This is a genomic window from Streptomyces sp. NPDC056580 (assembly GCF_042793175.1).
GTDB lineage: Bacteria > Actinomycetota > Actinomycetes > Streptomycetales > Streptomycetaceae > Streptomyces.
The window spans coordinates 292,951-306,282 of sequence record NZ_JBHTVE010000005.1; the positions used below are offsets into that span (position 1 = coordinate 292,951).

Genomic DNA, 13,332 nt, shown 5'->3' on the forward strand with positions numbered 1-13,332 from the left:
GGAACGCGGGTGAGTCGATCTTCGGCGGCCAAGTAGGATTTCGACTTATGGCGGCCACTGGATCCGAGAAGCAGGGGGCGAAGGCGTACTACGTCTCGACCCCCATCTACTACGTCAACGACGCTCCTCACCTGGGCCACGCCTATACGACCGTCGCAGGCGACGTGCTCACCCGCTGGCACCGCCAGCGTGGCGAGAAGGTGTGGTACCTCACCGGCACGGACGAGCACGGTCAGAAGATCATGCGCACGGCCGAGGCCAACGGGGTCACCCCCCAGGAGTGGGCCGACAAGCTCGTCACCGAGGCCTGGAAGCCCCTCTGGGAGCACCTGGAGATCGCGAACGACGACTTCATCCGTACCACGCAGAAGCGGCACACGGACCGCGTCCAGGAGTTCGTGCAGGACCTGCACGACAAGGGCGAGATCTACAAGGGCGGTTACGAGGGCCCGTACTGCGTCGGCTGCGAGGAGTACAAGCTGCCGGGCGAGCTGCTCGACGGCGAGGGCGAGTACGCGGGTCAGAAGCTCTGCCCGATCCACAAGAAGCCCGTGGAGATCCTCAGCGAGGAGAACTACTTCTTCAAGCTGAGCGCGTACACGGACAAGCTGCTGGCCCACTACGAGGCCAACCCGGACTTCATCCAGCCCGAGTCCGCGCGCAACGAGGTCCTGAACTTCGTCCGCCAGGGCCTGCAGGACCTCTCCATCTCCCGCTCGACCTTCGACTGGGGCATTCCGATCCCCTGGGACGAGAAGCACGTGATCTACGTGTGGGTCGACGCGCTGCTGAACTACGCCACGGCGGTCGGCTACAACGAGAACCACGAGAAGTTCGAGGCCACCTTCCCGGCCGACGTGCACCTCGTCGGCAAGGACATCCTCCGCTTCCACGCGGTGATCTGGCCGGCCATGCTGATGGCCCAGGGCCTCCCGCTGCCCGGGAAGATCGCCGCCAACGGCTGGCTGATGGTCGGCGGCGAGAAGATGTCGAAGTCCAACCTGACCGGCATCAAGCCGCAGGACCTGACCACGCACTTCGGCGTGGACGCCTACCGCTGGTACTTCCTGCGGGCCATCGCCTTCGGCCAGGACGGCTCCTTCTCGTGGGAGGACTTCTCCGCCCGCTACACCTCCGAGCTGGCCAACGACTACGGCAACCTCGCCTCCCGCGTGGCGGCCATGGTCGGCAAGTACTTCGGCGGCGAGCTGCCCGAGGCGACGGCCGCCGGCGAGGCGGAGAAGGCCGTCCAGGAGGGCCTGGCCAAGGCCGCTGCCGAGGCCGACCGGCGCATCGGCGACGAGCTGGACTTCCAGGGCGGCATCCTGGCCGTCTTCGACTTCGTGAAGCAGGTCAACGGCTACCTCACCGAGCAGGAGCCGTGGAAGGTCGCCAAGGACGACTCGTCCGAGGGCAAGGCCCGCCTGGCCACCATCCTCTACACGGCCGCCGAGTCCCTCCGCGCGGTCGCCGTGCTGCTCAACCCGGTCATGCCGGACACCTCCCAGAAGCTCTGGGACTCCCTCGGCGCGGAGGCCTCCCTCGGCGCCCTGTCCGACCAGCGGGTCCAGGAGTCCGGCACCTGGGGCCGGCTCCCGGCCGGCGCCACGGTCACCAAGGGCGCGGTCCTCTTCCCCCGTCTGGAGGAGAAGCCGACCGCGTAACCCGCCTACGCGACGCCACAGGCCCGGAAACGCCACGTTTCCGGGCCTCTGCGCATGCGCGGGCGCCCACCGGAAAGGGGGAACGTTTCTCTCTTCCCCGAACGAGTGAACCAGTCGCTCCGCGGAACGCCCTGGCTCTTGACCCCTCTACGTTGAAGTCGGCTTGGAGAACATCCAGCCAGGGAGACAGGGAAAGGACTCCAGAAGATGGTCGCCACCTACTTCCCCGGCCGGGGCGCTCTCGGGGAGGAGCCGTCCCCGGAGGACAAAGCCGAGGGCGAGGCCGCCAAGGGGGTACTTCGCGTCGGCGCAGGAGATGATTCGTTCTCCAGTGTCGTCCGAGACGGTGATGCCGCGTACTTCGAGGTTCCCGCATGAATCCGCGGGTCCTGATCGACCGGATGAGCCCGGAACTGCAGGAGAAGGTGAGGGGCCGGTACATGGTCACGGCCCTCTCCATGGCCTTCGGGCTGCCTAGCGAGGATGCGGCCGCCGGCCAGAACGCGCACCTGAACGAGATCAGCCGGCGCGATTCCCTGTCCCTCGAAGACGTCGCCTGCCTGCGCGCCTTGGCGGGGAGCTGGACCGATGAGTACATGACGGCGTGGCGGGCCGGCTTCGCGGAGGGACGGGCCGTGGCAGTCCTGCGGACCCTCCAGAGGCGGGGCGTCGGAATCACCGCCAACACCTGGGAGCGCGTCACCGCCTGCACCGACCTGGCGATCCTCGCCCGCTGGCAGGACCTGGCCTTCACCGTCAAGAACGTCGAGGAATTGTTCATGGCCGAACCCGGTCACGCCCAGCCCTCCGCTTCCTGAGCCGCTACCACCCGCTGCGTCCTGGCCTCAGGCACCGTCGGTGCCTGAGGCCAGGAAGGATCCGCTCAACCGAGACGTCCGCTCCCCCTGCGCACCTAGACTTCTACGACCGCCGGGAAGGGGCTGTCCGTGAAAGCTGGGGGGACGAGCGAGATGACCACGCAGTCGGTGAAGGAGAATCCGGAAGCATCGAGCGTGCCGGTACCGGTGCCCGGTCAACGCGTCACTGTCCGCCACCGCCCCTGGGTGGTCACCGACGTCGTCCGTTCCACCGCCGCCAGCGACGACCCGGCGCGCGCCGCCGAGGCCACCCCCACTCACCTGGTCAAGCTCTCCTCTTTGGAGACTGACGGCCGGGACGAGGAGCTGCGGGTCGTGTGGGAGCTGGAACAGGCGACGGACGTCCACGACGCCTAGGAGCTGCCGTCCCCCGAGAGCGGATTCGACGACCCCAGCCGACTGGACGCCTTCCTGGACGCCGTGCGCTGGGGCGCCATCGCCTCCGCGGACAAGACCGCGCTCCAGGCCCCGTTCCGCTCCGGTGTGGAGATCCAGGACTACCAGCTTGACCCGGTGGTCCGCGCCCTCCTGCTCGAAGAGTCCACTCAGGCGGCGGCGGCATTCGCTGCGCTTCCCGAGGCTGTGCACGTCTGGCATCGGGTCGGGTCGTCGGGCGTCCTGCACGCCAAGCTGATCGCCGCCGACCGGCACACGGCGGTGCTGGGCAGCGCCAACCTCACTGATCGCGCCTTGTCCGACAACATCGAACTCGGTGTGGTGCTGCGCGATCCGCACCTGGTGGGGCCGCTCGTCGACCATTTCCGCTGGCTGCTGGCACCTGACAACAAGGTCATGCGGCCCGCGTGAATTCCAGCCACGGCTTCTGGGCGGGGCGCCCCACCGCCCCGCCCCCCATCTGGCAAAGTACGGATGCCGTGACCCCTTCCGAGCCCCAGCGGCGGCTTCTCGCGGACGTTCTCGGTGCAGGCAGCCCGTATGCGCTGGTGATCGCCGGCGGTCATGCCCTGCAGGCGCACGGACTGGTGTGCCGTCCGCACGGCAACGTCGACTTCGCCACCGAGAGCCCCAAGGTCATGGAGCACATCGTGGCCGCCGTCGATTCCGCCCTGGAGGCGCGCGGGCGCCGGGTGCGGGTCGGGGCCGTCACCCCGCTCACCGCGCAGCTCACCGTCACCGACCCCCCGAGCGGGGAGCCCCTCGTGCTCGCGCTGCACAAGGAGGCCTTCTGGCAGCCGCCCGAGCTGACCGGGTACGGACCCGCCCTGTCCCTGGAGGACGCCGTCGGCACGAAGATCCGCGCGCTGTACGACCGGGGGGCGGCCGTGGACCTCGTGGACGCGCGGGCCGCCGCCGCCCGGTTCTCCCTGCCCCGCCTGGAGGAACTGGGCCGCCGCCACGCCCACGACCCCTTCGACCTGACCACCCTGCAGTCCCGGCTCACCGGCACGGACTTCTACGCCGACGCCGACTTCCGCCGGTACGGCCTGGACGAACCCGAGGTGCTCGCCCTGCGCGCCTGGGCCCAGCACTGGTCCGACGACATCGCCGAACGGCTGATGGAGGACGGCGCGTCGCCGGACACCGAGCCCGATACCGAGCCTGACCCGGACCGGGAATCCGATCCGGACACCGGTGCCTGACCAGGCACCCTCAGCGCCGACAACGGCGAAGGCGCCGGAAGAGCCAGAAGAAAGCCCCTGCCGGAACAGTTCTTGACGGCTTCTTCATAGGTCCTTCATCACCCCGGATCTACATTCGTCGCCGCCCGGCCGGAACAGGCCGGGCGGCGACGGCGTGAAGGGGGCACGGGGTGATGAGTACGCGGCGGCGGTCCGGGGCGCGGACCTGGCTGGTCGGGGTGGCGGTGGCGGCCGTGGTGGGCGTCGCCGGCTGCGGCGGTGACGGCGGCAGCGGCGGCGAGGTCGCCTCGGCCGGCGGCGGCAGGACGGGCGCCGGCGCCTCCAAGGACGCGTCGAGTGAGCTGACCGAGTACGTCGACGCCCAGCGCAAGTGGGTCGAGTGCCTGCGCGGCGCCGGACTCGACGCGCCCGACCCCGACGCCCAGGGCAAGGTGGACCTCGGCGACCAGTCCAAGTGGAAGCGCGACCCCAAGGCCCTCAAGGCTCAGGAGAAGTGCGCGGACCTCAGCGTGCCCGTCCCGGACAGCGTCGAGAAGGCCCAGCAGCCCGAGCTGTCCAAGGCGGAGATCCGCAAGAACCAGAAGTACGCCAAGTGCATGCAGGAGCACGGCGCCGCCGACTTCCCGGACACCGACTCCGGCGGCCACTTCCGCGACGTGACCTGGGACTCCACGTCCGCGGGCGCCAAGCGGGCGGCGCGCCAGTGCGCCTCCGTCATCGGTGTGCCGACCGACGCGCCCTCGGCCCAGGGCTGACGGGCCGGTGCCGTGGACGTGATGAAGGACGGCCCCCGTCATCCGGCGGCGGGCGCGGCGGGTCCCGAGGACCCCCAGGACGCGGGCCGGGTTCCGGGCGCGGACCGGGCCGTCGCTCGCCGGCGCAACAGGCTCGCTCTCGTCGTTGTGGGCTTCCTCGTCGTGACCGGCGTCAGCGTGGCCGGCGCCCTCGGCCTCGGCGGCGGTGGCGGCCCGGACCACGGCGGCCGGGCCCCGAACCGCAGCAGCGAGGTCGTCCACGTCACCCGGGCAACCCTCACCGACCAGACCGAGATCGACGGACAGCTCGGACACGGCCCCCAGGTCCCCTTCCCGGTCAGGGCGAAGGGCACGGTGACCTGGCTGCCGTCCACCGGCACGACCCTGCGGCGCGGGCAGGCGGTGATGCGGGCCGACGACCGTCCCGTGGTCCTGCTGTACGGCAGCCTGCCGATGTACCGGGACCTGGGCGTCGTCGAGCCGGAGCGCTCCAGCGCCGCGGGCACGGGCTCCGGCTCGGACGCGGGCACGGGCGACGGCGGATCGGCGGGCGGCAAGTCCCCGGCGGGGGCGGCCCCGTCCGCGCCGGCCGCCTCGGTCACCCGTCCGGCCGCGGACGCCGCGGCTCCCCTGCACGGCATGGACGTCAAGCAGTTCGAGAGCAATCTCAACGCCCTCGGCTACTCGGGCTTCACCGTCGACGAGTCGTACACCGAACTGACCGCGAACGCCGTCAAGCGCTGGCAGAAGGACCTGGGGCTGCCGCAGACCGGCCGGGTCGGGGCCGGCGACGTCGTGTACGCGCCCGGTCCGGTCCGGGTCGCGGGCACCAGCGCCCGCGTCGGCGACGAGGCCGCCGTCGGCCAGGTCAGCTACACCAGCACCGCCCGCATGGTGACGGTCGGCGCCCCGGCCGCCGACACGGACTGGGCGCGGCGCGGCAGCGGGGTCACCGTCGACCTGCCCGACGGCCGCTCGGTCAGGGGGACCGTCGCCAGTCTGGGCTCGGACGCCGCGTCGGCGTCCGGCGTCGGCGGTGACGGCGCGGGCGCGGGTGACGGCGGCGCGGGCGACGGCGGCACGGACGGCGGCGGCACGGACGGCGGGTCCGGCGGTGGTGCGGGCGGCCGGTCCGCGACGGTCTCGGTCGTGATCACCTTCGACGACCAGGACTCCCTGGGCCGGCTGCAGAGCGGACCGGTGACCGTCCGCTACACGCGCAAGCAGCGCAAGGACGTCCTCACCGTGCCGGTCGCCGCGCTGACCGCGCTCGCCGAGGGCGGCTACGGCCTGGAACTCGCCGGCGACGGCCCCCGGGGCGGCGGGGACGCCGGCGGCCCGGGACGCTTCGTCCCGGTGCGGACGGGGCTGTTCGCCGGCGGCCGGGTGGAGGTCAGCGGCCCCGGCGTGCGCGAGGGCATGAAGGTGAGGATCCCCAAGTGAGCCCGGAGGACGTCGAGTACGCCGCTTCCAGCGCCCCCGTGGTCGAGTTCGCGGGCGTCTCCAAGACGTACGCCGGGGGCGTCCGGGCCGTGGCGGACGTCGACCTGAGCATCCGGTACGGCGAACTCGCGTGTGTGGTGGGCCCGTCCGGCTCGGGCAAGTCGACCGTGCTGCACCTGATGGGCACCCTCGACCGGCCGTCCGCCGGGCGCATCGTCATCGACGGGTACGAGGTCGCCGGACTCTCCGACCGTGAGCTGTCCGCGCTGCGCGCGCAGCGCATCGGGTTCGTGTTCCAGCAGTTCCACCTCGCGATCGGGGTGCCCGTGCTCGACACGGTCGCGGACGGCCTGCTCTACACCGGGGTGCCGCTGCGCGAGCGCAGGCGCCGGGCCGCGCGGGCGCTGGCCCGCGTCGGGCTGGACCACCGGCTCGGCCACCTCCCGCACCAGCTCTCCGGCGGCGAGCGGCAGCGGGCCGCGGTGGCCCGCGCGGTGATCGGCGAACCGGCGCTGCTGCTGGCCGACGAGCCGACCGGCAACCTCGACTCGGCCTCCGGGGCGGCGGTGCTGGCTCTGCTGCGGGAGTTGCACGCGGCCGGCACCACGGTCGTCGTCATCACGCACGACCGGGAGATGGCCGAGGTGTTCGACCGCAGGGTGGAGATGCGCGACGGCCGCGTCGTGGCCGACAGCGGCGGCGGCCCGCGCACGTCCCCGGCGGGCACGGGGGAGCGCCGGTGAGGCCGGGCGCCGCCCCGAGCCGGGGAACGCTCCGGCCGGCCCGGCTGCGGGCCGCCGACTTCCTGCGGCTCGGCGGCACCGGACTGCGCACCCGGCCGCTGCGCGTCTTCCTCTCCGCGCTGGGGATCGCGATCGGGGTGGCGGCGATGGTCGCCGTGGTCGGCATCTCCTCTTCCAGCCGGGCGGAGGTGGACCGCCGGCTGGACGCGCTGGGCACCAACATGCTGCGGGTCGCGCCCGGGCGGACCCCGGACGGCACGGCGACCCGGCTGCCCCAGGAGGCGGTGCCGATGATCCGCCGGATCGGGCCGGTGGCCCAGGTCGCGGCGACCGGTGAGGTCAGAGACGCGGCGGTCTACCGCAACGAGCACATACCGGTGGGGCGCACCGGCAGCGTGGAGGTGGCCGCGGCCGGGGTCGGGCTGCTGCCCGCGATCGGCGGCGAGGTGCGGATCGGGCGCTGGCTGACCGAGGCGACCCAGGAGTACCCGGCGGTGGTGCTGGGCGCGCAGGCCGCCCGCCGGCTCGACGTCTACACGCCGGGCACCCGCCTCTGGCTCGGCGGCAAGTGGTTCTCCCTGGTCGGCGTGCTGGAGCCGGTGCCGCTCGCACCGGAGATCGACGGCTCGGCACTGGTCGGCTGGCGGGCGGCCCGGACGTACCTGGGCTTCGACGGCCATCCGTCGACGGTGTACGTACGGGCCCGCGACGACCGGGTGGGCCAGGTGCGGGCGGTGCTCGCGGCCACCGCGAACCCGGAGAAGCCGAACGCCGTGCTGGTCTCCCGGCCGTCCGACGCGCTGGCCGCCCGGGAGGCCACCGAGTCGACGCTGACCGGGCTGCTGCTCGGCCTCGGTTCGGTGGCCCTGCTGGTGGGCGGGGTCGGGGTGGGCAACACCATGGTGATCTCGGTCCTGGAACGCCGCCCGGAGATCGGGCTGCGCCGCGCGCTGGGCGCCACCAGCGGGCAGATCAGGGGCCAGTTCGTCTCGGAGTCGCTGCTGCTGTCCGCGCTGGGCGGCCTGGGCGGCACGGTGCTGGGCACGGCGATCACCGCGGTCTTCGCGTCCGTACGGGGCTGGCCGACGCAGGTCCCGGTCTGGGCGACGGCGGCGGGGGTGGCCGTCACCCTCCTCATCGGAGCGCTGGCCGGCCTGTACCCGGCGGTCCGTGCGGGCCGCCTGACCCCGACGGAGGCCCTGGCGGCGCCGTGAGACCCACGGCCGGCGGCCTTGCCCGCGACCGGCCGGCCGCCGCGCCGCGCCCCTCACCCCACCGCGGCCAGCGTCACCGTGAACGTGGTGCCCGTGCCCGGCCGGCTCGTCGCCTCGATCGTGCCGTCGTGGTCCGTGACGATCTGGCGGGCGATGGCGAGGCCGAGGCCGCTGCCTCCCGTGGTCCGGCCGCGTGCGGCGTCCGCGCGCCAGAAGCGGTCGAAGAGGTGGGGCAGTTGCTCCGCGGGGATCCCCGTGCCCGTGTCCCGCACGCGGAGCACCGCCGTGCCGTCGCGGCGCTCGGCGCTCAGGGTCACCGTCCCGCCGGGCGCGGTGGCCCGCAGCGCGTTGCCGACCAGGTTGCCGACCACCTGCCGCAGCCGGTCGGCGTCGGCGTGCACCCGCACCGGCCGGGGCGCCTCGGTCCGCAGCGTCACACCCGCGGTCTCCGCCTGGGCGAGGTGGGCGGTGCGGCTGGTCTCCAGCAGCTCGCCGAGGTCCACGACGGCCCGGTGGTAGGTGAGCGCGCCCGCCTCGGCCAGCGCCAGGTCCTGGAGGTCGTCGACGATCCGCTGCTGGAGCATCGCCTCCTCGTGCAGGGAGTCCAGCAGTTCGGGCGTCGGGTCGACCACGCCGTCGCGCAGCGCCTCCAGGTAGCCGCGCAGGTTGGCGAGCGGGGTGCGCAGTTCGTGCGCGATGTCGGCGGTGAGCCTGCGCTGACGCTCCTCGGCGGCCTGCAGCGAGCGGGCCATGCGGTTGAACGCCCGGCCCAGTTCGGCCATCTCGTCCCGCCCGGAGACCGGCACCCGCCTCTCCAGCTCGCCCTCGCCGAGGTCCCGGGCGGCCGAGGTCAGGGCCCGTACCGGGCGCAGCACCGCACGGCTGAGCAGCAGCGCGCCGAGCACCGCGACCAGGGCGACTCCGGAGGCGACGGCCACGGTCGGCGCGGCGGCCAGGCCGGCCGGCGCCTCGCCCCGGAAGCCGAGTCCCACCTGGAGGCGCGGCGGGGCGAGGGCGGCCGTCCGTTCGTTGAAGACCCGCTGCAGGCAGGCGGTGAAGCGCTGTTCGCCGGAGCACCGGGAGACGGCCGCGTGGTCCTCGCCCGCCCGGGTGTCGGCCCCGGGGTCGGGCCGGACGCACTGGGCCCGGTCCCGGTCGGCGGTGATCCGCGGGATGCCGGTCCGGCCGGTCCGGGCGGTGACCCGCGCGCCGGCCCGGGTCAGGCAGGCGGCGTAGGTGACGGCGGACCGGTAGTCGGCGATCGCGGTGACCGTCCGTTTGACCGAGGCGAGCGGCACGGTGGTCTCCGGCAGCCGCAGCCGCGGCCGGGGGTCGACGAGGACGGGCGGCTGGCCGCCGGCCGGGCGGGGGGTGCGGCCCGCCAGGGCGTCGGAGTCGGCGAGCAGGACGTCCGTCTCGGTGCTGACCCGGATCCGCTGGCCGGTGTCCGCCGCGAGTCTCCGCACGGTGGGGGCCACCCCGTCCCAGGTGCCGTGCCCGAGGCCGTACGTCTGGAGGGCGCCGGTGATCCGCGCCACGTCCTGGCGCCCGGCGGTGACCGAGTCCCTGGCCTGGCTGGCCGCCTGGCGCAGCGTCAGCCAGGCGGTGGCCCCGGTGGCGGTCAGGGCGATGAGCGCCAGCAGGGCCAGCACCCGCAGCCGGAAGCTCACCGCGTCCCGCCGTCCGGCGCCGGCGCCCCGGGCGGCCGCGTCGCCAGGCGGTATCCCCGCCCGTACACGGTCTCCACGTAGCGGCCGGCGTCGTGACCGCGCTCCAGTTTCCGCCGCAGGTTCATCACGTGGGCGTCCACGGTGCGCTCCAGCACGTTCTGGTCGAACCCGAAGACCCGGTCGATGATCTGCGCCCGGGTGAAGACCCGCCCCGGCTCGGCCGCGAGCACGGCCAGGATCGCGAACTCCTTGCCGGTGAGCGGTACCGGCCCACCGGCCACCCGCACCTCGAAGCGCGCGGTGTCGACCTCCAGGTCGCCGGCCCGGAGCAGGGGCGGCCGTCCGTCCTCGGCGGCCCGCGCCCGGCGCAGCAGCGCCCGCACCCGGGCGGTGAGTTCGCGGGGGCTGTACGGCTTGGTCAGGTAGTCGTCGGCCCCGAGGTCGAGGCCGAGCAGCAGGTCCTCCTCGGTGCTGCGGGCGGTCAGCAGCAGGATCGGCACCCGGGAGTCCACGCGCAGGATGCGGCAGACGTCGAGCCCGTCGACGCCCGGCATCATCACGTCGAGGACGATCAGGTCCGGCCGGGAGGCGCGGGCGCGGTCGATCGCGGAGCGTCCGTCGGCCACGGTCTGGACCTCGTGGCCCTCCCGTTCCAGGTAGATACGGATGAGTTGCGCCTGTTTCACGTCGTCCTCGGCGACCAGTATGCGAGCGGGCAACGCGACTCCTTCGCCTGGGATTTCCACACGGTACCGGATTACGCCCGCACTGATCAGGGGCGGATTCGGAGCATTCTCATCCGCCGCCTCCCGGAGAACGGGAATTCCGGAATCCGCGGATCCACGGCCCGGCGGCCGACCATTTCGAGCCGAAAGGCGGCCCCGCCCGAGGCCGTACGTATGTCGCACCACAGCACAGGAATGGCTTGTTCCCCCATCGTTCCCTTTTCGGACGCCTATCGAACAGAAACGGACATCCCTTGTCGGAAGCATTTCTTCAGCCCGTCCGGCACCGAATCGTACTAGTGCCACTCGGGGCCCGGACGATCCCGGGTGACACGAAAGGAAAAGCGAAGGCGACAGGAACAACGACGATGGGGGACCAATGAAGCGTCGATTCGCAGTCGTTCTGCCCACGCTCGTGGCGGTGGCCGCGAGCCTGCCGATCGCCCTGGCGACCACGCCCGCCTCGGCGGCCGCTTCCTGCGGCACCACCGTGGCGGACAAGGACGGCAGTGCCTGGAACAAGACGGCGAACGGGGCCAACGAGCGCAGCGGCTCCAGCACGAACTGTTCGATCAACGGGGTGGCCTACTCGACCCAGCGGCTGGACTACCACTGCTACACCGTCGCGGGCGACTACACCTGGACGTACGTCCGCAACGACAGCACGGGCGTGTACGGCTGGATCCGCGACGACCTGCTGAGCGACTACGGCAGCGGGGTGTACTGCGGATTCTGATCCGCGAAACGGAATCCGGGCGGAAATCCGGAAAAGCGAAAAGGGGCGGCCCCCTGTGGGGGCCGCCCCTGCGGGCCGTCGCGAGAACGGCGCCCGTATTACTTCGGCTGCGGCTTCCGGATGGAAAGGTGCAGCTCGCGCAGGCGGGACTCGTCCAGTTCGGTCGGCGCGCCCATCATCAGGTCCTGGGCGTTGCCGTTGAGCGGGAAGGCGATCGTCTCGCGAATGTTGGGCTCGTCCGCGAGGAGCATGACGATCCGGTCCACGCCGGGCGCGATACCGCCGTGCGGCGGGGCGCCGAAACGGAAGGCGCGGAGCATGCCGGCGAACTTGTCCTCGACCGTCTCGCGGTCGTAACCGGCGATCTCGAAGGCCTTGAGCATGATCTCCGGCTCGTGGTTCCGGATGGCGCCGGAGGACAGCTCGACACCGTTGCAGACGATGTCGTACTGCCAGCCGAGGATGTCCAGCGGGTCCTGGTTCTCCAGGGCCTCCAGGCCCCCCTGCGGCATCGAGAACGGGTTGTGCGAGAAGTCGATCGCGCCGGTCTCCTCGTCCTTCTCGTACATCGGGAAGTCGACGATCCAGCAGAAGCGGAAGACGTTCTCCTCGAAGTGCCCCGCGCGCCGGGCGGCCTCGACCCGCACCGCGCCCATGATCTTCGAGACCTCGTCGAACTCGCCGGCGCCGAAGAAGACGGCGTGGCCGGGCGCCAGCGACAGGCGCTTGGTCAGCTCGGCGACGTTGTCGTCGGTCAGGAACTTGGCGATCGGGCCGGACAGCGCGCCGTCCTCGCCGACGCGCACCCACGCCAGGCCCTTCGCGCCCAGCGAGACCGCGAAGTCACCGAGCTGGTCGAAGAACTTGCGCGGCTGGTCCTGGACCGCCGGCACCGGCAGAGCGCGCACGTGCTTGCCGGCGAACGCCTTGAACTCCGAGCCCTCGAACACGTCGGTGATGTCGACGAGCTCCAGCTTGGCGCGCAGGTCCGGCTTGTCCGAGCCGTACTTCAGCATCGCCTCGCGGAACGGGATGCGCGGGAAGGGCGAGGTGACATGGCGGCCGCCGCCGAACTCCTCGAACAGCTCCGTCATGAGCTTCTCGATCGGCTGGAAGACGTCCTCCTGCTCCACGAAGCTCATCTCGACGTCGAGCTGGTAGAACTCGCCCGGCGAGCGGTCGGCGCGGGCGTCCTCGTCGCGGAAGCAGGGCGCGATCTGGAAGTAGCGGTCGAAGCCGGAGATCATCAGCAGCTGCTTGAACTGCTGGGGGGCCTGCGGCAGCGCGTAGAACTTGCCGGGGTGGACCCGGGAGGGCACGACGTAGTCGCGGGCGCCCTCGGGGGAGGTGGCGGACAGGATCGGCGTCGCCATCTCGTTGAAGCCCATGGCCGCCATCTTGTGCCGCATCGCGGAGATCACGGCCGTGCGCAGCATGATGTTGCGGTGCATGCGCTCGCGGCGCAGGTCCAGGAAGCGGTACTCCAGGCGCCGCTCCTCGTTGACCCCGTCCTCGGCGTTGATGGTGAACGGCAGCGGGGCGGCCGCGCCGAGCAGCTCGACCTCGGAGACCTCGACCTCGATCTCGCCGGTGGGCAGGTCGGCGTTCACGTTCTCGGCGCCACGTGAGACGACGCGTCCGTCGACGCGGACCGTGGACTCCTTGGAGAGCTTGTCCAGGGCCTCGTACGAGGGCGTGCCGGGACGGGCCACGAGCTGCGTGATGCCGTAGTGGTCGCGCAGATCGATGAAGAGGATGCCGCCCAGGTCGCGCCGGTTGTGCAGCCAGCCACTCAGCCGGACGTCGGTGCCGACGTCAGAGGCGCGGAGCTGGCCGCAGGTGTGGGACCTGTACCGATGCATCGTCGTTCATCGTCCTTCGTGGTGGGGTGATGACTGCCGGG

At 72.3% G+C, this 13,332-nt stretch carries 14 protein-coding genes; 11 read left to right on the top strand and 3 right to left on the bottom strand.

The annotated features are described in order from the left end of the window. Window positions 1-47 precede the first annotated feature (47 nt). The 10 genes from metG to ACFQ9Z_RS12770 all read left to right on the top strand — a co-directional run bounded on the left by metG (window position 48) and on the right by ACFQ9Z_RS12770 (window position 8,298). The gene (gene metG / locus ACFQ9Z_RS12725) at window positions 48-1,664 is read left to right on the top strand and encodes a methionine--tRNA ligase (RefSeq protein ID WP_383015227.1); all 1,617 of its coding nucleotides are present in this window, start codon (window positions 48-50) and stop codon (window positions 1,662-1,664) included. 207 nt (window positions 1,665-1,871) lie between these two features. Then, the gene (locus ACFQ9Z_RS12730) at window positions 1,872-2,042 is read left to right on the top strand and encodes a hypothetical protein (RefSeq protein ID WP_383015230.1); all 171 of its coding nucleotides are present in this window, start codon (window positions 1,872-1,874) and stop codon (window positions 2,040-2,042) included. Further along, window positions 2,039-2,482, top strand: coding sequence for a hypothetical protein (locus tag ACFQ9Z_RS12735; RefSeq protein WP_383015233.1), 444 nt, complete (start codon window positions 2,039-2,041; stop codon window positions 2,480-2,482). Before ACFQ9Z_RS12730 ends, ACFQ9Z_RS12735 begins: the two co-directional genes overlap by 4 nt. Window positions 2,483-2,635: 153 nt before the next feature. Then, a complete protein-coding gene (locus tag ACFQ9Z_RS12740) occupies window positions 2,636-2,899 on the top strand; it encodes a hypothetical protein (protein WP_383015236.1) in 264 nt (87 codons plus the stop codon). 63 nt (window positions 2,900-2,962) lie between these two features. Further along, window positions 2,963-3,349: a phospholipase D-like domain-containing protein gene (locus ACFQ9Z_RS12745; RefSeq protein ID WP_383015239.1), complete on the top strand. Its 387-nt coding sequence runs from the start codon at window positions 2,963-2,965 to the stop codon at window positions 3,347-3,349. Between the two features lie 68 nt (window positions 3,350-3,417). Then, window positions 3,418-4,143, top strand: coding sequence for a hypothetical protein (locus ACFQ9Z_RS12750; protein WP_383015242.1), 726 nt, complete (start codon window positions 3,418-3,420; stop codon window positions 4,141-4,143). Between the two features lie 173 nt (window positions 4,144-4,316). Then, window positions 4,317-4,898, top strand: coding sequence for a hypothetical protein (locus tag ACFQ9Z_RS12755; protein ID WP_383015245.1), 582 nt, complete (start codon window positions 4,317-4,319; stop codon window positions 4,896-4,898). Window positions 4,899-4,919: 21 nt separating this feature from the next. Next, window positions 4,920-6,341, top strand: coding sequence for a peptidoglycan-binding protein (locus tag ACFQ9Z_RS12760; RefSeq protein ID WP_383015248.1), 1,422 nt, complete (start codon window positions 4,920-4,922; stop codon window positions 6,339-6,341). Next, on the top strand, window positions 6,338-7,084 hold the full coding sequence (locus ACFQ9Z_RS12765; protein ID WP_383015251.1) for an ABC transporter ATP-binding protein: 747 nt from the start codon (window positions 6,338-6,340) through the stop codon (window positions 7,082-7,084). Before ACFQ9Z_RS12760 ends, ACFQ9Z_RS12765 begins: the two co-directional genes overlap by 4 nt. Next, window positions 7,081-8,298, top strand: coding sequence for an ABC transporter permease (locus tag ACFQ9Z_RS12770; protein ID WP_383015255.1), 1,218 nt, complete (start codon window positions 7,081-7,083; stop codon window positions 8,296-8,298). Before ACFQ9Z_RS12765 ends, ACFQ9Z_RS12770 begins: the two co-directional genes overlap by 4 nt. Before the next feature lie 53 nt (window positions 8,299-8,351). Here ACFQ9Z_RS12770 and ACFQ9Z_RS12775 read toward each other — a convergent pair whose 3' ends face one another. Next, window positions 8,352-9,968: a sensor histidine kinase gene (locus ACFQ9Z_RS12775; RefSeq protein ID WP_383015258.1), complete on the bottom strand. Its 1,617-nt coding sequence runs from the start codon at window positions 9,966-9,968 to the stop codon at window positions 8,352-8,354. Next, window positions 9,965-10,687, bottom strand: coding sequence for a response regulator transcription factor (locus tag ACFQ9Z_RS12780; RefSeq protein ID WP_383015261.1), 723 nt, complete (start codon window positions 10,685-10,687; stop codon window positions 9,965-9,967). Before ACFQ9Z_RS12780 ends, ACFQ9Z_RS12775 begins: the two co-directional genes overlap by 4 nt. 385 nt (window positions 10,688-11,072) lie before the next feature. Between ACFQ9Z_RS12780 and ACFQ9Z_RS12785 the strand changes: the two genes are divergently transcribed. Beyond that, complete coding sequence (locus ACFQ9Z_RS12785) at window positions 11,073-11,429, top strand: SH3 domain-containing protein (protein ID WP_383015264.1); 357 nt, start codon at window positions 11,073-11,075, stop codon at window positions 11,427-11,429. 98 nt (window positions 11,430-11,527) lie between these two features. Here ACFQ9Z_RS12785 and aspS read toward each other — a convergent pair whose 3' ends face one another. Further along, window positions 11,528-13,291: an aspartate--tRNA ligase gene (gene aspS, locus ACFQ9Z_RS12790; protein ID WP_383015267.1), complete on the bottom strand. Its 1,764-nt coding sequence runs from the start codon at window positions 13,289-13,291 to the stop codon at window positions 11,528-11,530. Window positions 13,292-13,332 lie beyond the last annotated feature (41 nt).

Coding starts and splice junctions, on each gene's coding strand:
- aspS (WP_383015267.1), bottom strand. CDS start 13,291: ATGCATCGGTACAGGTCCCACACCTGCGGCCAGCTCCGCGCCTCTGAC.
- ACFQ9Z_RS12785 (WP_383015264.1), top strand. CDS start 11,073: ATGAAGCGTCGATTCGCAGTCGTTCTGCCCACGCTCGTGGCGGTGGCC.
- ACFQ9Z_RS12735 (WP_383015233.1), top strand. CDS start 2,039: ATGAATCCGCGGGTCCTGATCGACCGGATGAGCCCGGAACTGCAGGAG.
- ACFQ9Z_RS12730 (WP_383015230.1), top strand. CDS start 1,872: ATGGTCGCCACCTACTTCCCCGGCCGGGGCGCTCTCGGGGAGGAGCCG.
- ACFQ9Z_RS12740 (WP_383015236.1), top strand. CDS start 2,636: ATGACCACGCAGTCGGTGAAGGAGAATCCGGAAGCATCGAGCGTGCCG.
- ACFQ9Z_RS12755 (WP_383015245.1), top strand. CDS start 4,317: ATGAGTACGCGGCGGCGGTCCGGGGCGCGGACCTGGCTGGTCGGGGTG.
- ACFQ9Z_RS12760 (WP_383015248.1), top strand. CDS start 4,920: ATGAAGGACGGCCCCCGTCATCCGGCGGCGGGCGCGGCGGGTCCCGAG.
- metG (WP_383015227.1), top strand. CDS start 48: ATGGCGGCCACTGGATCCGAGAAGCAGGGGGCGAAGGCGTACTACGTC.